Source organism: Arcicella sp. GW821-FHT09D11 (assembly GCF_059416265.1).
Map to the genome: position 1 here is coordinate 1200215 of NZ_JBWKOV010000001.1, position 26399 is coordinate 1226613.

Annotated in this window: 24 protein-coding genes; 13 read left to right on the top strand and 11 right to left on the bottom strand. The window is 36.2% G+C overall.

Going from position 1 to position 26399, the window contains the following annotated elements:
- Nucleotides 1–41: 41 nt before the first annotated feature.
- Nucleotides 42–800 (bottom strand): uroporphyrinogen-III C-methyltransferase, encoded by a 759-nt coding sequence (gene cobA / locus AC07N0_RS05070; protein WP_492801125.1) that lies wholly within the window; start codon nucleotides 798–800, stop codon nucleotides 42–44.
- Between the two features lie 397 nt (nucleotides 801–1197).
- Here cobA and nirB point away from each other — a divergent pair, with 397 nt between their 5' ends.
- The 4 genes from nirB to AC07N0_RS05090 all read left to right on the top strand — a co-directional run bounded on the left by nirB (nucleotide 1198) and on the right by AC07N0_RS05090 (nucleotide 6549).
- The gene (gene nirB, locus AC07N0_RS05075; RefSeq protein WP_494588342.1) at nucleotides 1198–3705 is read left to right on the top strand and encodes a nitrite reductase large subunit NirB; all 2508 of its coding nucleotides are present in this window, start codon (nucleotides 1198–1200) and stop codon (nucleotides 3703–3705) included.
- A 79-nt stretch (nucleotides 3706–3784) separates the two neighbouring features.
- On the top strand, nucleotides 3785–4132 hold the full coding sequence (nirD, locus tag AC07N0_RS05080) for a nitrite reductase small subunit NirD (protein ID WP_323249747.1): 348 nt from the start codon (nucleotides 3785–3787) through the stop codon (nucleotides 4130–4132).
- Between the two features lie 164 nt (nucleotides 4133–4296).
- On the top strand, nucleotides 4297–5775 hold the full coding sequence (locus AC07N0_RS05085) for an ATP-binding protein (RefSeq protein WP_494588343.1): 1479 nt from the start codon (nucleotides 4297–4299) through the stop codon (nucleotides 5773–5775).
- 129 nt (nucleotides 5776–5904) lie between these two features.
- Nucleotides 5905–6549 (top strand): response regulator, encoded by a 645-nt coding sequence (locus AC07N0_RS05090; RefSeq protein WP_309923678.1) that lies wholly within the window; start codon nucleotides 5905–5907, stop codon nucleotides 6547–6549.
- On the opposite strand, the gene AC07N0_RS05095 is transcribed toward AC07N0_RS05090, so the two are convergent.
- The 5 genes from AC07N0_RS05095 to AC07N0_RS05115 form a co-directional block, all read right to left on the bottom strand.
- On the bottom strand, nucleotides 6550–7248 hold the full coding sequence (locus AC07N0_RS05095) for a DNA alkylation repair protein (RefSeq protein WP_494588344.1): 699 nt from the start codon (nucleotides 7246–7248) through the stop codon (nucleotides 6550–6552). It lies immediately after the preceding gene.
- Entirely contained in the window at nucleotides 7208–7894 is a 687-nt protein-coding gene (locus tag AC07N0_RS05100; protein ID WP_494588345.1) for a hypothetical protein, read from the bottom strand. The genes AC07N0_RS05095 and AC07N0_RS05100 overlap by 41 nt, the downstream gene beginning before the upstream one ends.
- Before the next feature lie 34 nt (nucleotides 7895–7928).
- Nucleotides 7929–9299 carry a DEAD/DEAH box helicase gene (locus AC07N0_RS05105; protein ID WP_494588346.1) on the bottom strand — a complete coding sequence of 457 codons (1371 nt, stop codon included), beginning with the start codon at nucleotides 9297–9299 and terminating at the stop codon, nucleotides 7929–7931.
- A gap of 149 nt (nucleotides 9300–9448) precedes the next feature.
- On the bottom strand, nucleotides 9449–10450 hold the full coding sequence (locus AC07N0_RS05110) for a hypothetical protein (RefSeq protein WP_492801132.1): 1002 nt from the start codon (nucleotides 10448–10450) through the stop codon (nucleotides 9449–9451).
- Between the two features lie 37 nt (nucleotides 10451–10487).
- On the bottom strand, nucleotides 10488–11171 hold the full coding sequence (locus AC07N0_RS05115) for a hypothetical protein (protein WP_494588347.1): 684 nt from the start codon (nucleotides 11169–11171) through the stop codon (nucleotides 10488–10490).
- A gap of 825 nt (nucleotides 11172–11996) precedes the next feature.
- Between AC07N0_RS05115 and AC07N0_RS05120 the strand changes: the two genes are divergently transcribed.
- The 5 genes from AC07N0_RS05120 (at nucleotide 11997) to AC07N0_RS05140 (ending at nucleotide 19109) form a co-directional block, all read left to right on the top strand.
- Nucleotides 11997–12395 carry a T9SS type A sorting domain-containing protein gene (locus AC07N0_RS05120; protein WP_494588348.1) on the top strand — a complete coding sequence of 133 codons (399 nt, stop codon included), beginning with the start codon at nucleotides 11997–11999 and terminating at the stop codon, nucleotides 12393–12395.
- Nucleotides 12396–12656: 261 nt separating this feature from the next.
- Complete coding sequence (locus AC07N0_RS05125) at nucleotides 12657–13271, top strand: hypothetical protein (RefSeq protein WP_494588349.1); 615 nt, start codon at nucleotides 12657–12659, stop codon at nucleotides 13269–13271.
- A 170-nt stretch (nucleotides 13272–13441) separates the two neighbouring features.
- Nucleotides 13442–14272 (top strand): 5-dehydro-4-deoxy-D-glucuronate isomerase, encoded by an 831-nt coding sequence (kduI, locus tag AC07N0_RS05130; protein WP_494588350.1) that lies wholly within the window; start codon nucleotides 13442–13444, stop codon nucleotides 14270–14272.
- Between the two features lie 36 nt (nucleotides 14273–14308).
- Nucleotides 14309–15484 (top strand): glycoside hydrolase family 88 protein, encoded by a 1176-nt coding sequence (locus AC07N0_RS05135; RefSeq protein WP_494588351.1) that lies wholly within the window; start codon nucleotides 14309–14311, stop codon nucleotides 15482–15484.
- 247 nt (nucleotides 15485–15731) lie between these two features.
- A complete protein-coding gene (locus AC07N0_RS05140) occupies nucleotides 15732–19109 on the top strand; it encodes a ThuA domain-containing protein (protein WP_494588352.1) in 3378 nt (1125 codons plus the stop codon).
- A gap of 92 nt (nucleotides 19110–19201) precedes the next feature.
- On the opposite strand, the gene AC07N0_RS05145 is transcribed toward AC07N0_RS05140, so the two are convergent.
- Nucleotides 19202–19855: a thioredoxin family protein gene (locus AC07N0_RS05145; protein WP_494588353.1), complete on the bottom strand. Its 654-nt coding sequence runs from the start codon at nucleotides 19853–19855 to the stop codon at nucleotides 19202–19204.
- A gap of 95 nt (nucleotides 19856–19950) precedes the next feature.
- The gene (locus AC07N0_RS05150; RefSeq protein ID WP_494588354.1) at nucleotides 19951–20481 is read right to left on the bottom strand and encodes a TlpA disulfide reductase family protein; all 531 of its coding nucleotides are present in this window, start codon (nucleotides 20479–20481) and stop codon (nucleotides 19951–19953) included.
- Between the two features lie 263 nt (nucleotides 20482–20744).
- Between AC07N0_RS05150 and rplU the strand changes: the two genes are divergently transcribed.
- The 3 genes from rplU (at nucleotide 20745) to AC07N0_RS05165 (ending at nucleotide 21990) form a co-directional block, all read left to right on the top strand.
- Entirely contained in the window at nucleotides 20745–21056 is a 312-nt protein-coding gene (gene rplU / locus AC07N0_RS05155) for a 50S ribosomal protein L21 (RefSeq protein ID WP_492801141.1), read from the top strand.
- Nucleotides 21057–21135: 79 nt separating this feature from the next.
- Entirely contained in the window at nucleotides 21136–21390 is a 255-nt protein-coding gene (gene rpmA, locus AC07N0_RS05160) for a 50S ribosomal protein L27 (RefSeq protein WP_323249771.1), read from the top strand.
- Between the two features lie 450 nt (nucleotides 21391–21840).
- The gene (locus AC07N0_RS05165; RefSeq protein WP_309923646.1) at nucleotides 21841–21990 is read left to right on the top strand and encodes a hypothetical protein; all 150 of its coding nucleotides are present in this window, start codon (nucleotides 21841–21843) and stop codon (nucleotides 21988–21990) included.
- A 52-nt stretch (nucleotides 21991–22042) separates the two neighbouring features.
- Here AC07N0_RS05165 and pdhA read toward each other — a convergent pair whose 3' ends face one another.
- Nucleotides 22043–23050, bottom strand: a complete 1008-nt coding sequence (gene pdhA / locus AC07N0_RS05170) for a pyruvate dehydrogenase (acetyl-transferring) E1 component subunit alpha (RefSeq protein WP_492801143.1) — start codon at nucleotides 23048–23050, stop codon at nucleotides 22043–22045.
- A gap of 257 nt (nucleotides 23051–23307) precedes the next feature.
- On the opposite strand from pdhA, the gene recF reads away from it, so the two are divergent.
- Complete coding sequence (recF, locus tag AC07N0_RS05175) at nucleotides 23308–24393, top strand: DNA replication/repair protein RecF (RefSeq protein WP_494588355.1); 1086 nt, start codon at nucleotides 23308–23310, stop codon at nucleotides 24391–24393.
- 32 nt (nucleotides 24394–24425) lie between these two features.
- On the opposite strand, the gene AC07N0_RS05180 is transcribed toward recF, so the two are convergent.
- Both AC07N0_RS05180 and AC07N0_RS05185 read right to left on the bottom strand, forming a co-directional pair.
- Entirely contained in the window at nucleotides 24426–25757 is a 1332-nt protein-coding gene (locus AC07N0_RS05180; protein ID WP_492801145.1) for a hypothetical protein, read from the bottom strand.
- Between the two features lie 26 nt (nucleotides 25758–25783).
- On the bottom strand, nucleotides 25784–26359 hold the full coding sequence (locus AC07N0_RS05185) for a hypothetical protein (protein ID WP_494588356.1): 576 nt from the start codon (nucleotides 26357–26359) through the stop codon (nucleotides 25784–25786).
- Between the last annotated feature and the right edge of the window lie 40 nt (nucleotides 26360–26399).

Below are 26399 nucleotides of genomic sequence, written 5' to 3' on the forward strand. Positions count from 1 at the left end.
GACTTTTTTCAACGGATGCTGAAGGGAAGAAAAAATTTAATTTATTTAATAACTAAATGATCACTAAACTTTTCGATGAATGAAGGGTGCAAACTCACCACTTCACCGATTACAATCACAGCAGGATTTGATATTTGCTGTTCTTTAACAATTGGAATAATAGTAGATACTGTGCCGATAGCATAATTTACATTTTCACGCGTCCCATTCTGGATAATCGCTATGGGCGTTTCGCCTTTACCATTCAACTGGAATAGCTCACAGATTTGATTCAGCTTACTCATTCCCATTAAAATCACTACTGTCGCACTTGATTTTGTTGCTAATGCTATATCTTTTGATAATTCTCCAGATTTTGTTGTTCCTGTTATTACCCAAAAACTTTCTGAAAAACCTCTTGTGGTTACTGGAATCCCGATGGATGCTGGTGCGGCAATGGCCGAAGTCACACCCGACACTACTTCACATTCAATATTGAAATTCCGAGCATATTCTACTTCTTCAAAACCTCTTCCGAATACATACGGGTCACCACCTTTTAATCTTACTACATGACCGTACTCTAAGGCCAAGCTTACTATTTTTTGATTAATCTCTTCCTGTGTATAAACATATTTCCCTAAGCGTTTTCCTACATAAATACGAAGTGCTTTAGGATGAGCGAATTCCAATAATTCTTCATTGGCAAGTGCATCATATAATACTACATCCGCCGATTTAATGGCACGAATCCCCTTTACGGTAATAAGCTCTATGTCTCCGGGGCCTGCACCAATCAAAGTTAATCTTGGAATATTCATATTTTAGTATTTTATACCTGAATAATTATGATTATAAATACTTAGTTGTGATTTCGATACAAACATTGCATATAATTGTTAATAATCAAAATAAAAGTTTCAAAAATTATTAATTTTCTCAAAAAACTTGCAAAATCATAAAAAATAGGTTTAAATTTGAACATGAAATAAGCATTTTTACGCATTTTAATCAAAAACAGGTTTATATTTAAAGTACAATTATCCATAATCATATTTTTTCTAAAAATAGTTATAAATACTCAATTATGTAAAATACACCAACATTCTTGAGTGATATAAAATAAATACTTAGTCAGCCTTTAAATAACTGAAAACATCAAAGCATTTTGTATAAGTATTAATCATTAAAAGTATCAATCATAATCTTGTATCATTTATGAAAAAGAAAATTGTCGTAGTGGGGAACGGCATGGTCGGTTATAAGTTTTGCGAAAAACTTATTTCAAAAGATGTGTCTAAAAGTTTTGATTTGGTCGTTTTTGGCGAAGAGTCTCGCCCCGCTTACGACCGTGTACATTTGTCTGAATACTTCGCTGGTAAAACGGCTGATGATTTAACAATGGCACCAAGCAGTTGGTACACAGAAAATGGTATAACATTATACCTTTCCGACCCAGTTGTAGATATTGATAAAGATGAGAAAACGGTACGGTCGCACCATGGTATAGTCGTAAATTACGATTACTTGGTATTAGCCACTGGTTCTGCGGCATTTGTGCCACCTATACCGGGGGTAGAAAAAGATGGCGTATTCGTTTATAGAACCATTGAAGATTTGGATTTGATGCAAGCACATGCCAAAACTGCCAAAAAAGGTGCAGTAATTGGTGGTGGCTTATTGGGGCTAGAAGCCGCCAAGGCTTTATTAGATTTAGGTTTAGAGGAAACGCATGTAATAGAATTCGCCCCAAGGCTAATGCCAAGGCAAATAGATGAAGCTGGTTCTAAAACCCTTCAAACAAAACTGGAATCATTAGGATTACAGATTCATCTGAATAAAAATACTCAGGAAATCGTTGGCGATGGTATCATTGAAGCAATGGCCTTTGCTGATGGTTCTAAGTTAGAAGTAGATATGTTGGTGATTTCAGCAGGAATTAAGCCTCGTGATGAAGTTGCCAAAATAGCAGGACTAGAAGTAGGTTCACGCGGAGGTATTATTGTGAATGATAAACTACAAACTTCTGACCCAAACATTTTTGCGATTGGCGAATGTGCATTGGCACACCACATGATTTATGGTTTGGTAGCACCCGGTTACGAAATGGCCGAAGTTGTAGCAACGTCTATCATTGGTGGAGAGAAAGAATTCAAGCCATTTGATATGTCGACCAAATTAAAATTAATTGGTATCGACGTAGCAAGTTTTGGTGATGCTTTTATCCAAGAGCCTAATGCCCAAACAATCGTATTTGAAAATACTGCCAAAGGTGTTTATAAGAGAATCAATATCTCAAACGATGGCAAGTATCTATTAGGAGGTATTTTGGTGGGCGATGCAGAGCAATATAATATGTTATTGCAAAACACTAAAAATAAAGTGCTTTTACCTGCAGACCCTGAAGATTTGATGTTGGGTTCAAGAGGTGGCGCTGAAAGTGCTGGTTCGGGTGTGATGGCCTTGCCTGATGAAGCCTTGATTTGTTCATGCGAAGCCGTAACGAAAGGAAACATTTGCCATGAAATCATTGAAAACAAAGTAACTACCCTTGATGGTATCAAGAAATGCACCAAAGCTGGTACTGGTTGTGGTGGTTGTGTGCCAATGGTGAAAGACTTGATTAATGAAACCATGAAGTCGCAAGGTGTTTTTGTTAGAAATATTCTTTGTGAACATTTTGATTATACTCGTCAGGAATTATTCGACCTTGTTAAAATAAAAGGTTATAAAACCTATAATGATGTATTGGATAATTTGGGAAGGGGAGATGGTTGCGAAGTTTGCAAGCCTGCGGTAGCTTCTATCATTGCCAGCTTATGGAATGAGATGATTTTGGAAAGAGGTAACGCTACTGTCCAAGATTCAAACGACCGTTACTTGGCCAATATCCAGAAAAACGGTACGTATTCGGTAGTACCTAGAATTCCAGGTGGAGAAATTACGCCAGAGAAATTAATTGTAATCGGACAGGTAGCATTAAAATACAATCTTTATACTAAAATTACGGGCGGACAAAGAATAGATTTATTCGGTGCGCATGTAAGTGATTTACCAGACATCTGGGAAGAGCTAGTGAATGCAGGTTTCGAGTCGGGTCATGCCTATGGGAAATCGTTGAGAACTGTAAAATCTTGCGTGGGTTCTACTTGGTGTCGTTTTGGCGTACAAGATGCTGTTTCGTTTTCGATTGAGGTAGAAGAGCGTTATCGTGGTTTGCGTTCGCCACACAAGCTAAAATCGGCTGTTTCGGGCTGTACGCGTGAATGTGCCGAAGCACAATCGAAAGACTTTGGGATTATCGCTACTGAGAAGGGCTGGAATTTGTATGTGTGTGGAAATGGCGGTGTAAAACCTCGTCATGCTGAATTATTGGCTACTGATATTGATTCGGAAACTTGCTTAAAATACATCGACCGTTTCTTGATGTTTTATATCAAAACGGCTGAACCGCTTACCCGAACTGCTCCGTGGTTGGATAAAATGGAAGGTGGCATTAATTATTTAAAATCAGTGGTGATTGATGATGCCCTAGGTATGAACAGCCAGTTTGAACAAGAAATGCAATTTTTGGTAGATGCCTATAAATGCGAATGGAAAGAAGTAGTAAACAGTCCTGAGCTACGTAAGCGTTTTACACACTTTGTGAATGCTCCAAAAATGAAAGACCCTTATGCTAGGTTTGAGCCAATGCGTGAACAAATCAAAGCAGCAGAGTGGAAGTAAATGAAGTTTAACGTTTTATGAGCTGATAAGTTCAAACAAACTTATTAAGCTCATTCAAACCTCAATCATACATATAACAATGATAGCAGAAGAAACAATAACTTGGCACGTAGCGTGCAATATTGAAGATATACCAGAAAACGGAGGAGCTTGCGCCCTGATAGAAGGCGAGCAAATAGCTATTTATAATTTCTCTCGTCGTGGCGAGTGGTATGCTACCCAAAACCAATGCCCACACCGCCAACAAATGGCACTTTCGAGAGGAATGATAGGCTCGACAGGGGCTAATAATGAACCGAAAGTAGCTTGTCCATTTCATAAAAAAACGTTCTCGTTACAAACAGGGGAATGTTTGAGTGGTGATGACTACACGATTAAGACTTACCCAGTGAAAATAGCAGATGGGCAAGTGTATGTGGGAGTATAGTATCAAAGATTTTACAAATTGATATTCGCAAAAACTTGCAAAATGTCAATTTGTAAAATTGCAATACATGATTTTTCAAAGAAAAATTTTCAACAATCTCATAATCAACAAATTACTTGAAAACTATAAATGATTTTTTCCGAAAGTTTGGTATATTTCAAGTTATGAAGCCACTTGATAGTCAAATTTTCAACAGACTTACTCGCCTCTATGTGATTGCCCTCACGATGGTGGCGTTGCTTTCTATGTCTGGACAAATTATTATTCAAGTATTTCTGAATTCGTTGATTGATGATTCCCATGTAGTGAATATTGCAGGGAGACAAAGGATGTTGAGCCAGCGGCTTTCTAAAACGGCTATTTTGCTGTGTCGTCCAGATATTTTTCAGGCTGATGCAGAGCATTATTCCCAAGATATTAAAGAAATTATTACCTTATGGAAACAAAGCCACGAGGGATTAAAGAATAAAAACTTAACAACAGACGGCAAAGCGTATACAGTAAGGAATAGCCCAGTGATTGATAGTATGTTCAGAGAAGTAGACCCTATTTTTCAGACCATCCTTACGAATGCACAATTAATCAGCGAGCATATCGATAGACCTGTGGCTAATCAGGACGAAGCGATGCAAGCTGCTTTAAACCAAGTATTGGTCAACGAAAGGCTTTTTCTGAAAATGATGAACAAAATCGTTTTCCAGTACGATTTAGAATCAAGATCAAGGGTTGATTTGACCAAAAATATTGAGCTGTTTTTATTCCTTGTGTTGTTTAGTATTCTTATTTTGGAAGGAATCATCATCTTTCGTCCGATTGCCAATTATATTCGAATTGTCATTAAAAAGCTGACTGATTCTGAAAGTGAATTACGCCTAACAAATGAAAGGCTTCTACAAACTCAACAGGCTTTAGTACAGGCTACTGAAGAGAAATTTAAACTACAACTAGCAGAAGAGAAGGTTCGTTCGGCGTCATTGATGGAAGGGCAGGAAATGGAACGTAAAAGATTAGCCCGCGAATTACATGATGGCATCGGTCAAATGCTGACAGGGCTAAGATTGCATGGTGAAAAAGTAAAAAGCTTTTCATTCATTAATCCTAAGCAGGATAAATCGTTTGAAGAATTACAGAAATTAATTCAAGAAACCATTGAAGCTACCCGAACAGTTGCTTTCAACTTAGCACCCTCTGTGTTAAGTGATTTTGGCGTTACGCCCGCTATCCGAATTTTAACGGAACAGGTAGCCAAAATGTCGGGGATTAGCATTGAATTTAGAGAGAAAAAAATACAACGCTTACCAGAAAATTTGGAAGTGTGTCTTTATAGAATCACCCAAGAGGCGATTCATAACGCAGTAAAATATTCAAAGTCGGAAAAAATACAAGTAGAAATAGCGGAGAATGAGGGTTCTATTCGATTGACTATTTCTGACAATGGCATTGGTTTCGACTTGCCAGCTATCCGAAAAACATTGGGTGGTAGTGGTTTAAAAAATATGCAAACAAGAGCCGAATTGTTGAATGGCTCGTGCAAAATACAATCAAAAACAGGAAGAGGAACAAACATCATTGTTAGTATTCCTATTGGAGTAAACAACAAACTAATTAGCAAGCGGAAAAAAAATACCGAAAGAGTAGCGTAAGGCAGAGGTTGAATATCTTAAAAAAAATTAATAAATTCATCTTCTCAAGCATTACTTAAATTTTGGTACTAAGTATTTTTAAAACTTTATCTTTAAAAATCACTGTCTGTATATAATCAATTAAAAATTATGAACCCAATTACCGTATTATTAGCAGATGACCACGACGTTGTCAGGAAAGGCATGAAAATGCTATTGGAAGACGAAGAAAGTGTGAAAGTAATCGGAGAAGCGTCTGATGGGCTAGATGCTATCGAGAAAATAAAAGCTTTGTCGCCAAATGTAGTTATTCTGGATTTGACAATGCCCAAAATGACTGGTATAGAAGCAGCAAAAATTATTTCGGAAGAATATCCCGAAGTAAAAATCCTTATATTCTCAATGCACAACAACCGTGAATATATTATTAATTCGGTTGAAAATGGTGCAAGTGGTTATTTATTAAAAGATACTGGCAAAGACGAACTAATGCGCGCCATTAATGTGGTAGCAGAAGGAAGAAAGTATTTCCCACCTGAAATTTCAGAGGTCATTATCGACGAACTCCTTTCTAAAACATCTGGCAATCAACCAGATACTAGCAGACCAATATTCCAAAAAATTACTCCGAAAGAAAAACAAATCCTTGAACACATTGTACAAGGGTATAATAGCCGAGAAATTGCCGATAAGTTGTTTTTAAGTATTCGTACCGTAGACAATCACCGTGCTAATATGATGAAGAAAACCAAAGCCAAAAATACAGCCGATTTAGTAAAGATGGCTATTGGCTAGTTATCGTTTCAAATACGACAAGCGTTTATTTTCGTCCATTCTTTCAATAGCATAACGCAACATGGTTCTTGGCATTTTTGTGAGGTTTTCCTCCAAAAATTCTTCCAAAGCCAACTCATCTCGTTTACCAATCTCACGCAACATCCATCCACAGGCCTTGTGCATCAAGTCGTGTGGATGTGTGAGAAAAAGTTCTGAAAGTCGGAAACAATCTAAAAACTGCCCTTTTCTGATAAAAGCCATGGTAGATACTACGGCTATTCTTTCAGTCCACAAATGCTTACTCGCAGCTAAATCATATAATACCTGTCGGTCTTTATCCAATAGATACACGCCTAATATTTTATAGCACGAACAATCTACCAAATCCCAATTATTGATTTTAGGCAGATTATTCAAATAGAAATCAACTATTTCAGCCCTTTTCTCTTCATTAGCCTTCTCGAATTGTTCTACCAGTATCATCAGTCCTGTAAACCTAAATTCATGGATATCATCATTTAGTAAAAGCTGTATATCGGCCAGACTAATTGTTTTCCAAAACTCTTTTACTAATGCACGGACTTCTGGGTTGGTAATACCGATAAAAACATCACCTTCACCATATTGTCCTTTTCCTGTTTTGAAGAAACGAGCAGTTTGTATCGCCCTTTCAGGTTTAGCGAGGTTTAAGAGTGCTTGTTTTAGCTTTACTAACATGGCTAGAATCTATTATTACAATTTTACTGACATTATTGAAAGGGACAATTTCGGTAGTTTTGGTTTTGGGATAATACAAAAAAATAAAATTACTAGTGGTTCCCACCAATGTTGGAAATGAATCTTTTATCGTTTGTGGTCCTGAATTATAATATACTTGTACTGTTTGCCCTTTCCCTGCTTTTATTTCTTTGCTTTTATAGCGTGCATAAATATAAGCCGACTCGGGAATATATAATAAGAGTACTAGCATGTAGCTCCAGAAATAATAACTCCCCGTTTGTTTAACCCATCTAGCCCAAATTTTTTCTTCTTGTCTAAGAAAATATTTGGGGAACTTAATTATCAACCATTTATTTAGGTAGTAAATCAAAACGGTTAAAATGACCGTCATGAGGGTAAACAGCAAATAAAAGGGGTCTTTGAAGGCAATTAGGATAAAATCACTAATTTGAGAATAATCTAAAATATTAATATCAAATACAAGGAAATAAGCACCACTAAAAATCATTCCGATAGCCGTCAGAATCAAATAACTTACTGTAAAAAACAGCGTTTTATCATTTTCAAAGACCTTAAATAGGTTTTTTACTTTCTCTTCAAACTCAGTATGGGCTATAATCGTTTTTGATGGTGGTGGTATCATTTAGTTTAATTTTATTCCGAAACTAACATTTTTATTACCTTCTTCCTTTGCGTGGGTCTTCTCGTTTCGTTTTTCCGAAAGTCTTTTTACGAGCATCTTTACCCGACGAAATATGAAGTTTTTTGTTTTTTACATCCTTTTCTTTGGCTTTTACTTTACGGTCTTTTTTCTCGTGGAAAGCTCCTTTGAAATCTGGGTCTTCACGTTTTTTCTGCTCATCTACTTCACGCAACATAATCTGTTTTTCAACAAATGGTGTTTGCAATACTTCTAGCTCGGCAGGTAGTGGTTCACGAGGTATCGGCATTTTGATAATTTTTTCAATCTTGCCAATATGATACTCCTCCGCTTCTGTCATGAATGTAATTGCTTCGCCTTTATTATTAGCCCTGCCAGTACGACCAATGCGGTGTACGTAATCTTCATAAATTAAAGGCACATCAAAATTCACTACATGGCTTACCATCTGAATATCAATTCCTCGGGCTGCCACATCCGTTGCTACCAATACCTGAATGTTTCCTTCTTTGAAGTCTTCCATCGAATTTATTCTGGTATTTTGCCCCTTGTTGGCATGAATAACTCGAATTTTGTTTTCTCCAACTACTTTTCTGCCTAAGTATTTAAAAATATTATCAGCAATCTCTTTACTCCTGCAAAAAATAATTGTTCTGTTAAACGTCTCGTGGTCACGCATCAACATACCCAAAAGATTAATTTTAGTCATGAAGTTGGGTACTTCAAACAAGCGTTGCTTTACCATATCTGCTGTAGTAGCCTGAGGGCTTACTTCAACTTTATGCGGAAATTCAAGAAATTCGTGTGAAAGGTTTTCTACTCTTGGTGGAAAAGTAGCCGAAAACAATAGGTTTTGTCTCTTCTTAGAAGGGATTACTTCCAAAATCTTACGGATTTGCGGCATAAAGCCCATGTCCATCATTTTGTCAGCTTCATCTAGCACCAATGTTTTTAGTTCTTTTACGCCAATCTCGCCTTTCAGGTATAAATCCATGAATCTACCTGGTGTAGCAATCACAATATCAACACCTGCTTGTAATGCTTCTATTTGTGTCTTAGGTCCTAATCCACCAAATAAAGCAATATGACGAATATCTGTATATTTTGCCAATTGTTTTACGGCTTCATCTATTTGCATCACTAATTCGCGGGTAGGAGCAAGGATTAATACACGCATCATTGTGCCTTGGGCATACTTTACCTTCATCAGGATGGGCAATAGATAAGCAGCTGTTTTTCCTGTACCTGTTTGGGCAATTCCTAGTACATCGTGCCCCCCCATTACTAATGGAATAGCTTGCTCTTGAATAGGCGTAGGTGCTTGATAGCCAGCTTCTTCGATGGCATTATATAGTTGGCGATTGAGTTGAAAATCTTCGAATATCATAATTTGTAAACGTTAACTGTCGTCAGCTTTCTATCAATAGCTTTTGCTGAAAACATTTACAAAGGTACGAAAATAAAGTGTATCAAAGGTGTAGAGACGAAAAGTGTAACCCAAAGAAAGTCTTTGAGTTACGCTTTTACATCAAAATGTTAATCCAATAAACCTTTATAAGAAGAGTCTTTCGGAGGGTTGATTTCTTTCTTACCTGATTCTGGCGCGCCATCTAACGTAATCAAATTGAACTCGCCTTTATTATAGGCATCCAACATCGACTGCCCTTTATCGGTTAATACGCCATTCTGAATATCCACAGAATTAATAAAGTCCATTGAGTAATCCATTGCTCGCTTCATTTCACCCAATTTCTTACTCATGTCGTCTTGAATGTATTCCATCGACTCGTCAAAGTAAAACTTCTTGTCTGGATCACCTTTGAAAATACTAATCGCAGTTTTCAAGGCATTAGAGCTGGCTTTTACAATTTCGTATTCCGCCTCTTTGTGTTTTACTCTTATCTCTGTTTCCTTGATGATATAATCTGCTGACGACTGTACTTTTTCCATGAACCCTAAAATAGTTTTCATATTACGTTGAAGTGGCAACAATTTCTCATTCATTTCCTGTAATCCTGCCGCTTCTAAACTTGCTAAGGAAGCAGCTTCTTTCATACCGGGCTTGTCGGTCATGCTATTGGCTTTGTTAGCTTCAGCAAATTTAGTTTTGATGTTCTCATTGTTTTCACCGATTTTCTTATTCAGCTTTACTAACTGTCCAGCCAAAATATCTATTTGCTTAGACATCTGCTCACGTTTTTCACGTAAATCTGAAATATAGATTTTCATGATGGCAATCGGGTCAAGCTGAATAATTAAGCCTGTTATTTTTCGCATCAAGGTTTTAAACAAAAAGAATACCCCTGTACGAATGTCTTTGCTGGTAATTAGGAAGATAAAAAAACCTAAAACTGCTAATAATCCCCCTAGATAAAGCGTATTGGAAGTAACTTTTATCAGGAATTCAACTACTATATTGAAATAGTATAACCCAAAAGCACCAAGTGCTGCCAAAAAGAATAAGGAAGTAATACCTTCGGGTTTACTCCAAAACGATTTTGAAGGTTGGGTTCCTCCAATTTGTGATAAATCTGCCATTATTTTAGATTATTTAATATTTTGATTTAGAATGAATTTATTTCAAGTAGGCTACAATCTTAGCGATATCACCCTTTATTTGTTCGACAAACGTATGATAGGTAGTTTCATAATTACTCTTATTAATCGTAATTTTTCCACTCTGTTCTGAAATATCATCTGTCAATTTATTGATTTTTATCTTGTTTTCATCAATTTTATGCTGTAAATCAATTATTTGCTTCGCTATATTTTCATTTTCTTCTTCAGTTTTTTTCAAATCATTCTTCAAACCTCCTACTTTTTGACTAACTGCGTTCTCTACATCCTTTAAGAATGCTTGTCGGTCAGTATCCAAAATCCCGATATATTGTTTGGCTGTATCCGTCAATACTGCTACATCCGTAATACCACCCATTACCTTGAAACTTGCCCATGCGGCTTGAAATTGTTTCTCTTCCGAAAGCCCGAGGCCTGTTAAGCCTTTTAATGCTTGCATATATTCAAAATAATCAGGGCCTTTCAAATTTGAATTTTCGAGCAACTGAACAAAGTGGTCTATAAACTTTTTATCGACTACGCCCTTGTCCATCCCTTGGGGTATTATTGCAGGTTCTACTGTTTTTTCAACCTTCGGAATAGGAGGAGGTGTCTGACTGCTAGTATTTGCTGGAGTAGCAGTTTCTTCAGTAATAAAAAAACTTAATAATTTTCTTCCGATACTTTTTTCTTCTGCTGCCATTTTTTGATTTTTTCTGTTTTAGTATTTAGTCTTAGAATATGTTTAGAAATTATATTTTGTTTATATCCAAAAAGCAATATTTCCTTTCGAAAGTCCTTACTTTTCTTGTCTTGACACAAGAAAAGTAACAAAAGAAAGTCAAGAAATTCCAAACTCGCTATCGCTCAAACAGTGGAATTTCACTAAATGCTGACGCCTACAATAGCATAAAGCTTTGAGTAATAAATCTTTTCGAACTTTAAACATATTTTTACTCTCAATCAATCATCATTGACCTATACAATATTAATATGCTTTTATCGAGAAACCCCATTCAGTTGTAAGAATGGTTGCGGGACTTGATGATACCATAAAAAAATATGATAATTTTTTAAAATAGATGCAACATTATAATTACAGCTTGCATCTTATGTCTGAGATTCAGAAAAACAATAGCTTTTTATATCTCACACACTCATCAATTTTAAAGCATTCGCTTAAACCAAAAATCAGTTGTATATCAAGACGATTTACCATTTAACTAGTAAAACAACCGATTATGGTATTTTGTATTGCAAGGTACTGGCTTTTACCCATAACTTTGATGCATCAAAAAGGAATTAAACAAAAAATACTCTAAACATTAATAAAGATACTAAACCGAACAACTATTGTAATAAAAACGAACACCTCTAAATCTCATTAACTTTTACAAACAATTAATAATCAGACACTTATAAATTATGGCACAAAAATCTCAGTAAGTAACACAGTAAACAACAACAATGTAATTTCTAAACTTTTATTTATCATAAAATTTAATTTAAAATCTAAACAACTTAAAAAATGAAAACTTTCGTTAAATCTTTCGCAATCGCAGTATTATCAGTAATGTCATTTGTAGCAAGCGCTACTAACACTAATGAGCCAGCAAGTACTAAAAAACCATTTGCTGTGGGAATGTATCAAACAATCAACACTATGAAAATGAACGTATTGATTGAGAAGACGACTAATAAGAATTTATATATTTCATTGAAAAATGAAAAAGGGGATGTGTTGCACAAAGAAAGAGTAAGAAAAACTAATGAAAAATACCACGGCAAATTTGATTTGAGCGAATTGGAAGACGGAAAATACAGCTTCGAAATCACTGATGGCGAAAGCAAAATTGTTAAAACAGTAAACATTGGCACTAAAACTCCTGAGCCTAGTTCACAAGATCGTTTTATTTCTTTGAATTAGTCCTTATCTAACCTCAAATCTATTTACAAGCTATTTAATTTCTAAATCTGGCATATTAATTATATAAATCAGGCCGTGATGCGATATTTATTCGTATCACGGTTTTTTGTTTTTTAAGAAGAAAAAACATTAACATATCATTAACACGCCCCCCTAAAATAGCGATTCACCCTAGTGCGTTTTACTAATATATCATCAAAATGGTAAAAGTATCGGTGCTAATACTAAAACTGGTGTAATCACAATAAACCGTCAAAAAACATGAATATCAAATTATTTAGCTTGCTAGTTTTAACAGTTGGATTAGCAAATTCAGGAAAAGCTCAAGATCGTAATTATTCAAACAGGGACGCTCAAAACAGAGATAGAGACTACCAGCAACAGCAACAAAATTATCCTGATAGAAATCGGGATAATAGAGATGATAGAAATGATGATAGATACGATAACAACCGTAACAACAATTACGGCAACAATGGCAATAACAACAATTATGATGTGTATGCCAGATGTAATGACGGTAGTTATGGAAGTTATAGCTTCGACAGAAGAAACCCTTTTGATACCCGTAATCCAAACTATGACCCTCGTAACCCTTTCGACCCTCGTCCTGTTTACGATCCATATCGCCACAGTCGTTGGAATGAGGTAGATTTTCGTAGTAATGCCGACCCTTTTGACTTTTGTGACAATAGAAGAGTTTGGGCTAACAGATACTATCCAGTAGACCCACGTAATCCTTATGATATTCGCAATCGTTATCAAAACCGCTATAACAATGGCTATGCTAGAAGAGCACCGTCTCGTCCAGTAATTGTTGTTACTGTTCCTATTTTTGGCCGTGGTCATGGTCACCATGGTAGAAGAGACTGGTAAGCATAGCGTTTTTTTCAGTTAAGCCCAAAGGAATAAGCCTTAACAACTTAACCTTTGGGCTTTTTTATTTTATTTCTCTTCAAAATATAATGTCTAATTAGCAGTATAAATTTAAAACTCTCGACTCTTTGCTATAAGTTATTTTTTCAACTTTACATCAAGTCTATTTTATGAAGATTTACCAAGCAATTAGTGAACGTGAGGCAAAGACCTTTACCACAGACCAATTAAGAGAAAACTTCTTGATTGAAAGCATTTTTAAGACCAATGAGATACATTTTGTATATACTCATTATGATAGAGTAATGGTAGGAGGTGCGACGCCTACGGCGGATACTCTTACTTTACAGACGTATGATAATTTAAAATCTGATTATTTCTTAGAAAGAAGAGAAATTGGTATCATCAATGTTGGGGGTAATGGTACGATTGAAGTAGATGGTGAAAGCTTTAATTTATCTAAATTGGATGCTCTTTATATTGGCAAAGGAGTAAAGGAAGTTATTTTCAAAAGCGATGAGGCTAGCAGTCCTGCTCAGTTTTTCTTATTATCTGCTCCTGCTCATCAAAAATTTCCTACACAAAAGATGGGAAAAGAAGAGGCTTCTCCCGTTTCATTAGGTACTGTAGAAACTGCTAACGAACGAACTATCTACAAGTATATTCACAGAGATGGAATCCAAAGTTGCCAAGTAGTAATGGGATTAACTGTGTTGAAAACAGGGAGCGTTTGGAACACCATGCCAGCCCACGTACACGATAGAAGAATGGAAGCTTATTTATATTTTGATTTGAACCCAGAACATAGAGTATTTCACTTTATGGGACAACCACAGGAAACACGCCATATGCTTGTAGCCAATCATCAAGCTATTTTATCACCACCTTGGTCTATCCATTCAGGTGCGGGTACTTCCAATTATTCTTTTATCTGGGCAATGGCAGGCGAAAACCTCGATTTTACAGATATGGATTTTGTTAAAATCTCAGACCTAAAATAATTTCCCTTTTTACATTCTCAAACCATCCATTTAACTATGAAAAAAATCTTTTTATGTTTGTTATTAAACATTTGCGTGTTGGGAATTTCGGCACAATCTAAGATTGATATAAAAAAAGAATTTGAATTTGCTGCCAAACAATATGAAGGGATGCTAAAGGCACATCCAGATTATACCAAAACGCCACAGTCGACCAATGCAGATGGCAGTCCACGCGATATGCCTACTGAATGGTGGTGTAGTGGCTTTTTTGGTGGTTCGCTTTGGTATATTTTTGAAGAAACCAAAAGTCCTTTCTGGAAAGACGCTGCTCATCAGTGGTCGATGGCTGTTAAAAAAGAGCAATTCAATACAGGCACACACGATTTGGGCTTTATGTTGTATTGTCCCTTTGGCAATGGTTATCGCCTTACAAAAAATGCTGAATACAAAGATATTATGCTAACAGGAGCGAAGTCGTTAGCCACTCGTTTCGACCCTAAAGTAGGTGTGATTAAGTCTTGGAATAAATTTCGTCAATACACTTATCCAGTAATCATTGATAATATGATGAATCTGGAATTTTTGTTTTGGGCAGCTAAAACCTCTGGCAACAAAGAATTTTATAATATTTGTCTTTCACATGCTGATAGTACACTGAAAAATCATTTCCGTCCAGATGGCAGTAGCTACCACGTAATTTGTTATGATGAAAAAGGGCAACCTTTGGGCAAATTTACCCATCAAGGATATGCCGATGCTTCTGCATGGGCGAGGGGACAAGCTTGGGCAATGTATGGCTATACAGTGATGTATCGTGAAACAAAGCAAAAGAAATACTTAGCGATGGCTGAAAAGATAGCAAATTTCTATTTAAACAACCCGAATTTGCCTGCTGATAAAATTCCTTACTGGGATTTTAACGCACCTAATATTCCTAATGAAGAAAGAGATGCGTCGGCTGGTGCTATTACAGCGTCGGCTTTGTTAGAATTATCAACTTATAAGGGCAAAAAAGGCAAAGACTATTTTAAAGCTGCTGAAAAGATGCTTACAAGCTTGGCTAGTCCTGCCTACAAAGCTAATTTAGGTGAAAATAATCATTTCATTCTAAAACATAGTGTAGGAGCAAAGCCCTTAAAATCAGAAATCGATGTGCCTTTGGTATATGCTGATTATTATTATTTAGAGGCGCTGTTAAGATACCAATCATTGACGAAGAAGAAAAAGTAATAGCTTAATTTTCAAGCAATTAATCATTACGATATAAGTTATTTAGGAAACCCTTGATAATTTATATCGTTTTTTTTACCGAACTGTTCTATACTTGTCTATATTTACCGTACAAGGTAAGATAATAATATACCCATAAAAACTTATCTTTATCAAATATTTACTAAACTCTAAGTAAAGCGCTATTTCTTTAACAAGAGGAGGCTTTATTTATATCATTCAACCAGTCCTAATTTTATTATAACTTATGAAACTTAAATTTCAGGCATTATTACTGTTGTTGTGCTTTTGTACAACAATTCTTTTTGCCCAAGGTTCTAATCCCCTCAAAGGGAAAAAGATTCTTGTTTTCTCCAAAACAGCAGGATTTCGTCACTCTTCTATTCCGTTTTGTACAAAAGCCATTCAAAAAATGGGGATTGAAAATGGTTTTGAAGTAGACACTACCGAAAACGCTGATAATTTCAATGAAGCTAACCTTAAAAAGTACTCGGTTGTTGTTTTTAATAGCACTACTGGAAATGTTTTAACTGAGCCTCAGCAAATTGCTTTTGAACGTTATATCCAAGCAGGGGGTGCTTTTATGGGTATTCACGCAGCTTCGGATACGGAGTATGACTGGCCTTGGTATGGCAAGTTGGTAGGTGGATATTTTAATGGTCACCCTGGCAAAAATGTTTCGAATGTGCAGAATGGTAAATTTATCATTAAAGACCGTACGCATATTTCAACCAACTTTATGCCTGAGACGTTGGAGCGTAAAGATGAATTTTATAGCTTTAAAAATTTCAATAAAGATGTAAAGGTTTTATATACTGTTGATGAAAACTCATTCAAAGAAGGCAAAATGGGCGATTTCCACCCAATGGGCTGGTATCACGAATTTGATGGTGGTCGTTCTTTTTATACTAACTGGGGACATACCAACGAGACATTCTCGGAAGAGATTCCACTTAAACACATCCTTGGTGGCTTACAGTGGGCGGCTAGTGGCCCTGCTTTAGATTATGCTAAAGTAAAAAGTGCTTTACCTCCTGAAGAAAACCGTTTCGTAAAAACTGTATTGGATGAAAAACTAGACGAACCAACTGAATTGGTCGTATTAGACAACGGTAAAGTATTGTTTGGTGAAAGAAAAGGATTGCTAAAGGTATATGACCCAAAGAAAAATGCTACTAAGGTTGTAGCAGATTTAAGCGTGTATTCAAAATTTGAATATGGCTTGATGGGCGTAAATATTGACCCTGACTTCAACAAAAACAAATGGATTTACTTGTACTACGCTCCGTCAGTAGGGATGGTTGGTGCTGATACCGCCAATCGTTTATCTCGTTATGTGTATGATGATGTAAAGGATTCGCTTTATTTAAGTACTGAAAAAGTTGTTTTGCGTGTGCCTGTAAAACGTACAGAATGTTGCCATACAGGTGGTTCGGTAGCGTGGGATAGCAAAGGAAACTTATTCCTTTCTACGGGTGATGATACCAACCCTTTTGCATCACAAGGTTTTGCACCTATCGACAATAAGCCTGGGCGTTCTGGTTGGGATGCTCGCTATACTTCATCTAATACCAACGATTTAAGAGGTAAAATTTTAAGAATTAAGCCTAGTGCTGATGGTTCTTATACGATTCCAGAAGGAAATCTATTCCCAGTGGGTACTGCTAAAACGCGTCCTGAAATATATGTAATGGGTAACAGAAACCCATACAGAATATCAGTTGATCAAAGAACAGGCTTTTTGTATTGGGGTGAAGTAGGCCCTGATGCTGGCGAAAATTCACCGAAATATGGTCCTCGTGGTCATGATGAAGTAAATCAGGCTCGTAAAGCTGGTTATTTTGGCTGGCCTCTTTTTGTGGCAGACAACCGTGCTTATAACCAAAGAGACTTTTATAAGGATAGTACTTGGACAAAATTTGACGCTGAGCATCCTATTAACGATTCTCCACACAATACAGGTTTACGCGAATTACCTGCTGCTCAAAAAGCATTTATTTATTATCCTTACGCTGATTCTCCTGAATTTGGGGCAATCGTTGGCAAGGGCGGTCGTAATGCAATGGGCGGGCCTGTATATTATTATGACGACTTCAAGGCTGATTCAAAGGTAAAATTCCCTAAGTATTTAGATGGAAAATTCTTTGCCTATGACTGGATGCGTGACTGGATTAACTTGGTAAGCATGAAACCAAACGGAGATTTTATTTCGATGGAACGCTTTATGCCAAACACGAAGTTTAGCCACCCAATGGATATGCAGTTTGCTAAAGATGGTTCGTTGTATTTGTTGGAATATGGACAAAACTGGTTTGCTCAAAACGATGATGCTCGTCTTTCACGCATTACCTTCAATGCTGGCAACCGTAGCCCAGTGGTAGTAGCAAATGCTGATAAAAAAGCAGGAGCATTGCCATTGAAAGTAAATTTCTCTTCGGCTGGTACATTAGACTATGAAAATGATGTGTTGAAATACGAATGGACTTTTACCAAAGGAGCAGCCAAAAGCACTTTGCCTAACCCAAGCTTTACTTTTACAAAAGCAGGCGTTTATAAGCCTGTTCTGAAAGTGACTGACCCTGCTGGAAACGTTTCGACGACTACTTTAGAAATAAAAGTAGGGAATGATGTTCCGAAAGTGGACTTAGCCATAAAAGGCAATAAAACATTCTACTGGAACGATGAAAAAATAGCTTATGAAGTAAAGGTATCTGATAAAGAAGATGGCTCGTTGGCTAATAAAAAAATCAAAGAAGACGAAGTACAGGTAAATATAGACTATCTTGAAGGTTTTGATAAAACCGTTATTGCACAAGGACATCAAGCCAATTTAAGCGTTTCAACAGGTAGACGTTTAATAGACTTATCTGATTGTAAATCTTGTCATTCACTTGATAAAAAGTCTATTGGACCAAGCTACAAAGAAGTTGCTAAAAAATACAAAGGAAAAAGTAGAGCTTTTAGTGAATTGGTAGAAAAAGTAATCAAAGGTGGTGGTGGTGTTTGGGGCGAACAAGTAATGGCGGCTCACCCACAATTAACGAAAGACGACACAAAGGAAATGGTGAAATACATTCTCTCGTTGTCTGATGACAAAAAAGCAAGTCAACCAGTTAAAGGTGAATATGTCACCAAAGACAATGGCAAAGCTGGTACTTATATTTTCTCGGCAAGCTATACTGACAAAGGTGCTAGTAACTTAGGTTCTTTGACAGGTGCAACAGCCCTTACGTTGAGAAGTGCGAAGTTTAAAGCGAATTCGTTTGATACGCAAAAAGAAACAATGAAATATACCCTTGAAGGGCTAGGAGAAGCAGTCATTGCGATGTCTGACAATTCATATATTTCATTCAACAACATAGACTTAACGGGTATCGCTCAATTTAAGCTAGGTGCTTTTGCTGCTGACGACCGTACAGCGGGCGGTTCAATAGAATTGCACATCGATTCGCCAACGGGACAATTATTAGGTACTGCTGAGGTAACTAAAAATGCTAACACACCCGTAAGTATTTCATTGAAAACACCTGTTGTTGGTGCACACAATTTGTTCCTAGTATTTAAAAATGCTGATGCCAAAGGAAAACCATTATTTGCCATAGTAGATATTACAGCAGGTAAATAAGCCTTTTTTAATACGATTTACAAACAAGAAGAGGTTGCCAAAATTGGCAACCTCTTCTTGTTAAAATATAAAGCTGATTTTTTAGACTAGTTTTAAACGCCTTTCCATTTAACTGCACAACCCACCGACTTAGTAAAATTATTAACTACTGGTCTGCCTGCTAAAAGATTACTTACAGCATCATCCACATATCTTTTTGTTACAGCATTAGCATCCTGCGTATTATCATCAATGCCACCGATGTATTGCAAAATATACTTGTCTCCTTCTTTCTTAACTACATAAGCCGATGGAGTTCTTGATACACCAAAAGCCTTTGAAGTAGCCTGTGTTTCATCTTGAAGGTAGGCAAAAGTATAGCCTTTGGCTCTGGCTACTGTCTGCATATTTTCAAAAGAATCTTCTTCATAAGCACTCGGGTCGTTCGGGTTGATTGCCAATACTGGATACCCCTGCGAAGCAAACTTTTTATCCAATGCCATTATTCTACTTTCGTAAGCCTTTGAAAAAGGGCAGTGGTTACAAGTAAAGACAATAATATATCCCTTTACAGCACGATTATCCGCCATTGATACCAAGTTACCTGTGGTGCTTTTTAATTTAAAATCAGCCACTACATCACCAATGGCATATCCTTTATCTGCCCTTAACTTATGCTCTTCATTGGCAGGGGTAAACGCCAACAACCCCATTAAGACTATCCCTAGTAAAAAAATCGTCTTTATATTTTTTATATGTGTTTTCATTGCTTGATATGTTTATTGTATCTAATATAATTTAGAAGTTCTCTCTTTTGTCTGATTTAATAGTTAAATATAAATCTTGTTTGTTGCTACGGTATTCAGTTTTGTATGGTAACAGTCCACATTTTTTTTAGTTCCTCCATAAATATTTCAGTATTTACTTTGCCTTCAAAAAACTTCCTTTTCTGTATTTTTGTATTGATTATCAGCGTGGCAGGAATACTTCCCGACCATTCTTTGTCTATCAAATCTATCCAATGATTATAATCTGGTTCATCCAAAAGTACTACTTTCGATTGTACTTTGTTGCGTGCTAAAAAGCCCTTTACACTCGTTTCCGCATCTTTAGGGAAATCCATACTTATTAACAAAAATTTCACCTTCTTAGTGCTATATTCAGTATTCAATCGTTCAAAAAAGGGCAATTCTTCTAAACACGGTCGGCACCAAGTTGCCCAAAAATGTAAAACAACGGTGGTATCTGATACTTGATTTAATACTTTTTGTAAATCCTCAAACTTCACAATGTCAACTTTCTTGGTTTGATTGAAAGCCTTAAAGTTAACTACGTAAATTAGGAAGATAAGTATTATTCCAAATCGTATTGAAAAGGGCCTAATCTTCATCATGATTAACTTATAAAAATGGAACTTCTATGTTAATTTATTAACGTTAAACCTTCACAATTATGTACTTGGTATACGTTGTTGTGACAAAAGAAATATTATAATATTTTACCTACACACATAACTACCTTACTATTAGATTATTATGAAACATACTAACAAATAAAAATTTGCGAATTTTTTATAATAAATATACTTACTTCCTTTCTCTTTTCAAAACATAATGTGTATCTTTGCGACCCAATAAAATTATAACTAATAATAAAATGTACGCAATCGTAGAAATCGCTGGTCAGCAATTTAAAGTTGAGAAAGACCTTTTCCTCTACACCCACCGTTTGGCGGGCGAGGAAGGCGCTGCACTGGTTTTCGATAAGGTTCTTCTTGTCGACAATGACGGAGACATCCAAGTAGGTCTTCCAACTGTAGCAGGTGCTACTGTAACTGGTAAAATTTTAGCTCACGTTCGTGGAGAAAAAGTAATTGTTTTCAAAAAGAAACGTCGTAAAGGATACCAAAAACAGAACGGTCACCGTCAAAATTTAACTAAAGTCTTAATCGAAGGAATCTCATTTTAATATTTAATGATTAATTTTATTCGTTAAGAGTTTCCTCAAAGCGAAAATTAAAACGTTAAATCGATAAACTAACAAAACAATGGCACACAAAAAAGGTGCGGGTAGTTCGAAAAACGGTCGTGAGTCGCATAGTAAGCGTCTTGGAATCAAAATTTTTGGAGGTCAGCCTGCAATTTCAGGGAACATTATTGTTCGTCAAAGAGGTACAGCCCACAATCCTGGTCAAAATGTAGGTCTTGGAAAAGATCATACTTTATTTGCTTTAATTGATGGTACTGTTCACTTTAAAAAAGGATTTAAAGGACGTTCTTTTGTAGAAGTAGTTCCTGCTTAATAATGGCACATGACTAAGGTTATACCATTAAAAATTCTTTAGAAGGGATTAACGCTTGAATTTATTCAACTGTTAATCCCTTCTTCATTTAGGCATTTAACAGAAACGTAAAATTTAATATTACTTTCTTGTTAAACTATTTTTAATTTGTCATTAAACAATCATCAATCCATTGACTTATAAGCGTTTATTTGTTTATATGCAATGGCTTTTTTGTTTTGTACATTCAGGATTTGAAAGACATTCACCAATATGAATCCAAACCTTTAAAACATTTGGAATTTAGCATTAAATGCCATCTTCGATGAGGATGGCATTTTTTTGTAATATTCTTTGAACTCATTATAATGACTAATTTGTTAATAATCATATAATCAGGTGTTTAATCATGATTCATTAAAACATTTTACATTTGTATTATAATTTTTTCAATATATAAACAACAAAAATATGAGACACAGCTTAGCCATTTTCCAACGGTATGATTGGAGAGACTTTCAGGCAAAGAAAAACGCCACCAGAAAGTATGCGAACAACAAAAAAGCACCAGAGGTTGCACATCCAGAACACGACAAGGTATCATTCGACTGGATAAACTAAAAAAGCCGTCCCAAACGAAATTGGAACGGCTTTTTTGTATCTTCTAGTATCCTTATTCTACAGGGAATGGATATTCTTCTACATAAACATCTGTAAAAATCTCTGCTGGGTCTGGCCAAGCAGATTCTTCTGCAAATTTAACTGAAGCTTCTACTCTTACTTTGATTTCAGCATCAATCGCAGCTAGTTCTTCTTCTGTAGCAAGACCATTATCTAAAATCGCTTTCTTTACTTGCTCGATAGGGTCACGCATTTTGTATTGCTCAACCTCCTCTTTCGTACGGTATTTCTGAGGGTCAGACATTGAGTGACCTCTATAACGATATGTTTTGAATTCTAAGAATGTTGGTCCTTCTCCAGCTCTTGCACGGTCAGCCGCACGAGAAACCGCTTCGTGAACAGCCTCAACGCTCATAGCATCTACCGCTTCAGAAGGCATATCATACGCTTCACCGATTGTATAAAGGTCTGTAACGTTTGAAGTACGAGAAACCGACGTTCCCATCGCATAACCGTTGTTTTCTACCACAAAGATTGCAGGTAGTTTCCAAGTCATTGCCATGTTAAATGCCTCGTGTAAAGCACCTTGACGAACAGCACCATCACCGAAATAACAAATCGCTAAGTTTCCAGTTTTGTTATATTTTTCAGCAAAAGCCAACCCTGCTCCTAATGGAATTTGTGCACCCACAATACCATGTCCACCTACAAAGCCAACTGATTTATCAAAAATGTGCATCGAACCACCTTTTCCTTTAGAGATACCAGTAGCTTTTCCGAACAACTCAGCCATGATAGTATTAGGATCTGAACCTAAAGCTAAAGGAATACCGTGGTCACGATATGCTGTGATATACTTGTCGCCGTCTTTCAATGCAGATCTTGCTCCTGATGAACAAGCTTCTTGTCCGATGTAAAGGTGACAAAAACCTTTGATTTTTTGTTGTCCATACAACTGACCAGCACGTTCTTCAAATTTGCGTTGAAGTACCATTGACTCGTACCAGTACATATAGGTCTCCTTCGAGTATTTTACTTTGTTTTCAGCTTTATTTGCCATTTTCTACAATTATGAATGAGTGATTTGTGAATAAGTGAAAGTGTAAGCTTCCCCTTGACACTGCTTATTCGGAGGTAAATCCGATGCTAAACTGCCTGTGATTTGCAATCCCATCAAACAGTCTTTAATTTGCACTACGAAATTAGTACAAAACAAAGAACACACAAAGTATTTTGTATTATTCATTGATGCTTAAATACATGTTTTGTTAAATTTTATCCACAATTTCCTATTCAATCCCTTTTTATTTTCTTTTCATGTATTTACAAAAACTTAGTTTGACCAATTTCAAAAGCTACGACTACAATACTTTCGAGTTTTCGCCTCGGGTAAATTGTATTGTTGGCGAAAATGGTATTGGCAAAACTAATTTATTAGACGCTATTTACTTTTTGGCTTTAACTAAAAGTTCTATCTCTAATCAAGATACCCTTAGTATCAATCATGAAGCTGATTTTATGATGATTGAGGGCAATTTTGAAAGTGAAAAAAATACGCTCATTACTGTTGCTTTGCAAAAGGGACAAAAGAAGGCTGTTTTGCATGACAAAAAAGCCTATGAAAAGCTATCAGAACATATCGGAAAATTTCCAGTGGTGTTGTTGTCTCCTAATGATACCGATGTGATTCGGGATGGGAGTGAAGAAAGAAGAAAATTCTTCGACGGAGTAATGGCACAATTGGATGCTGAGTACCTTGAAAACCTATTGCAGTACAATCGTCTGTTATTGCAACGCAACTCTTTACTCAAACAGTTTGCTGAACGCCATTATGTAGATGATTTACTGTTAGATATTTATACCGACCCTTTGGTGGAAGTCTCTCTCAAAATATATCAGGCTCGTATCGTTTTTACGGAGAATTTCCTACCTATTTTTAAAAAGCATTATGAGGTATTATCTGATGCCAGAGAGAGCGTAGAAATGATTTATGAGTCGGAGGTAGGCAATGATGACTTTGTTGCCTTATTTCGAAGAAATAGGCACCGAGATTTGGCTGCTCAGAGAACAACGCTCGGAAGCCACAAGGATGACTTCATTTTTGAAATTAATGGCTTTACCTTACGCAAATTTGGCTCGCAGGGACAACAGAAATCCTTTGTGATTGCCCTTAAACTAGCTCAATTTGAAATGCTGAGTGTTGCGAAGGGTTTTGCCCCAATTTTACTCTTAGATGATATTTTTGATAAGCTTGATGACAAAAGAATCCAACAGCTTATTAATATGATGACCGACGGAACATTTAATCAAGTATTTATTACCGACGCTCGCCCTGAGAGAACAAGAGAATTATTGGAAAAGCTAGTGGTAGATATTAAGTATTTTGAAGTAAAAAAAGCCTAACGCATTGAATATTTACGTTAGGCTTTTTGTATTTATTTTTCTGTGAATTTCACTCCTGCATAATTGGTCTTGATGGTAATCTTTGTAGCTGAGCCTTTACCTATTTTTCCTTTATAAACCTTGGTAGATTTCCATCCCATTGTACGGTCGTCAACCTCTTTATTATCGTCAGGATTTACGGTTAGCGTACATTTTCCTTCTGGGTATCTAAAGTTGGCATACGTAGTAGTTACTTCAAAATCAGCATTGCAATCGCCCGTTACTGGTAATTTTACGGCTGTATAATTTGAACGAATGTCTAGCGTCTTCAACGTCTTCGATAATTCTGCTAACTGAACGCCATCTGAATAACTGATTGATAACTTCCCTGTTTGATTAATTTTACCGATTTTGCCACTTGAATACTGAATTGTTCCATCCAGATTATTAATATCATCTAAAATCATCGAACCATAATTGTTGGTCAATTTTAGGTTATCTGCCTTTTCTATATTCAGTTTTGAATAAGCAATGTGCAAATCGCCATCATCCATTTGTTTGATATTTCCTGAGCCATATTGCACAAAAATATCTTTCTCTCCGCCCGTCAATTTATCAGAAACAAAGCTACCATAATTAGAAGTAATCTTCAAAGGAGCTGAAAACTGAGGAATAATCGTTTTGCCGTATTTATTTGAAACCGTCAATGAATTAGACTTCGGCATATAAATCATATAGTTAATCTCTACGCCACGTTTTTCATTTACTTTTTTACCATTGCTACTGCTCCAGTTAAAAGTATTTGTTAAACTATTTGCCCAACTCCAGTTGCCATTGCCATTGGTTCTTTCATCCGTATCAATCATTGTTTTAAAGGCAATTTTGTCTCCTTCTTTTCTCTCAACGATTTCTACATTATCAATAAACGTTTGGGCTTGTGCTTCTGTACTACCGTAACCCGTAATAGTTATATCTACTTTGATTTCGTTTTTATTCCAAAGTTCTACTTTTACTTCTCCGTGTTGGTTGTTAATATTCAAAAAGTTTTTAGCATCTACAGGATAAGATTTACTAATTACTTTTTTCTTTTCTACGGCTGCCGTTTCCTGAATAGTAGCCTGACCATACTCTGCATTATAAGTCATTCCAGCAGGAGGCGTTGGTGGTGTAGGAGGTAAAGGTGGCATTTCGCTAGCTCTGCCTACTATTGCTACTCTATTCAAGGTTCTTGTCGCATTACTTCTTGTTGTGGCAATACTTGCCCTTACATGGTTCTGATATTCTTTTACTTCTACAGAATCATGTACATAAACGCTTACTTGTTGTGCAAAGGCGCTGTTGATTATTAAAACACACAATGCTACTATATTTAATACTTTTTTCATGACATTCTTCGATTAAACTGTTTACCTCAAATGCTTTTCATCGGATTATTCTGATAATCTTTAATTTTCTGAATAATTGATAATTGCCTGTTTAAAATATCTAATTGTACTTGTAAATTTTGAATCATCGCTTGAACTAGCTCTTCCTGATTAGGCGTTTGGGGTAATTCTGCTTTCAGGTTTTGATAGTCTTTGTTCAGGTTCTCAATTTCTGCGGCAAATTCTTTGTAAAGTACTGGGTCGTGAGCCTCAATTTGCCTGATTTCCTCTCGCTTTGTTTCAATCAAACTTGCATACTGAACCATTTTATCGCCATATTCGGGGCTTACTGTGGCAATAATCTTATCTGTATTCTCTGATTTGAAACCAAGGTCATGTATAAAATAACACCCTATTAATATGGCAAGGCCTGCTGCTAATGCCCAATATTTTTGTTTGAAAACAATAATGTTTTTCTTTTCAACAAAAGGTGTTTCTCCCGGAAAGGTATCTAAATGCCCTAAGCCTTTGTCTATTTTATCCCATAAACCTACAGGGATTTCAAACTGATCAAAGTTTTCACGGTTATCACGAATGAATCTTTCTGTTTTTGTCTTTTTCATAACTCTCTAAGCCTCCTCTATCTTAATACAAAGGGAAAGA

Coding starts and splice junctions, on each gene's coding strand:
- cobA (WP_492801125.1), bottom strand. CDS start 800: ATGAATATTCCAAGATTAACTTTGATTGGTGCAGGCCCCGGAGACATA.
- nirB (WP_494588342.1), top strand. CDS start 1,198: ATGAAAAAGAAAATTGTCGTAGTGGGGAACGGCATGGTCGGTTATAAG.
- nirD (WP_323249747.1), top strand. CDS start 3,785: ATGATAGCAGAAGAAACAATAACTTGGCACGTAGCGTGCAATATTGAA.
- AC07N0_RS05085 (WP_494588343.1), top strand. CDS start 4,297: ATGAAGCCACTTGATAGTCAAATTTTCAACAGACTTACTCGCCTCTAT.
- AC07N0_RS05090 (WP_309923678.1), top strand. CDS start 5,905: ATGAACCCAATTACCGTATTATTAGCAGATGACCACGACGTTGTCAGG.
- AC07N0_RS05095 (WP_494588344.1), bottom strand. CDS start 7,248: ATGTTAGTAAAGCTAAAACAAGCACTCTTAAACCTCGCTAAACCTGAA.
- AC07N0_RS05100 (WP_494588345.1), bottom strand. CDS start 7,894: ATGATACCACCACCATCAAAAACGATTATAGCCCATACTGAGTTTGAA.
- AC07N0_RS05105 (WP_494588346.1), bottom strand. CDS start 9,299: ATGATATTCGAAGATTTTCAACTCAATCGCCAACTATATAATGCCATC.
- AC07N0_RS05110 (WP_492801132.1), bottom strand. CDS start 10,450: ATGGCAGATTTATCACAAATTGGAGGAACCCAACCTTCAAAATCGTTT.
- AC07N0_RS05115 (WP_494588347.1), bottom strand. CDS start 11,171: ATGGCAGCAGAAGAAAAAAGTATCGGAAGAAAATTATTAAGTTTTTTT.
- AC07N0_RS05120 (WP_494588348.1), top strand. CDS start 11,997: ATGAAAACTTTCGTTAAATCTTTCGCAATCGCAGTATTATCAGTAATG.
- AC07N0_RS05125 (WP_494588349.1), top strand. CDS start 12,657: ATGAATATCAAATTATTTAGCTTGCTAGTTTTAACAGTTGGATTAGCA.
- kduI (WP_494588350.1), top strand. CDS start 13,442: ATGAAGATTTACCAAGCAATTAGTGAACGTGAGGCAAAGACCTTTACC.
- AC07N0_RS05135 (WP_494588351.1), top strand. CDS start 14,309: ATGAAAAAAATCTTTTTATGTTTGTTATTAAACATTTGCGTGTTGGGA.
- AC07N0_RS05140 (WP_494588352.1), top strand. CDS start 15,732: ATGAAACTTAAATTTCAGGCATTATTACTGTTGTTGTGCTTTTGTACA.
- AC07N0_RS05145 (WP_494588353.1), bottom strand. CDS start 19,855: ATGAAAACACATATAAAAAATATAAAGACGATTTTTTTACTAGGGATA.
- AC07N0_RS05150 (WP_494588354.1), bottom strand. CDS start 20,481: ATGATGAAGATTAGGCCCTTTTCAATACGATTTGGAATAATACTTATC.
- rplU (WP_492801141.1), top strand. CDS start 20,745: ATGTACGCAATCGTAGAAATCGCTGGTCAGCAATTTAAAGTTGAGAAA.
- rpmA (WP_323249771.1), top strand. CDS start 21,136: ATGGCACACAAAAAAGGTGCGGGTAGTTCGAAAAACGGTCGTGAGTCG.
- AC07N0_RS05165 (WP_309923646.1), top strand. CDS start 21,841: ATGAGACACAGCTTAGCCATTTTCCAACGGTATGATTGGAGAGACTTT.
- pdhA (WP_492801143.1), bottom strand. CDS start 23,050: ATGGCAAATAAAGCTGAAAACAAAGTAAAATACTCGAAGGAGACCTAT.
- recF (WP_494588355.1), top strand. CDS start 23,308: ATGTATTTACAAAAACTTAGTTTGACCAATTTCAAAAGCTACGACTAC.
- AC07N0_RS05180 (WP_492801145.1), bottom strand. CDS start 25,757: ATGAAAAAAGTATTAAATATAGTAGCATTGTGTGTTTTAATAATCAAC.
- AC07N0_RS05185 (WP_494588356.1), bottom strand. CDS start 26,359: ATGAAAAAGACAAAAACAGAAAGATTCATTCGTGATAACCGTGAAAAC.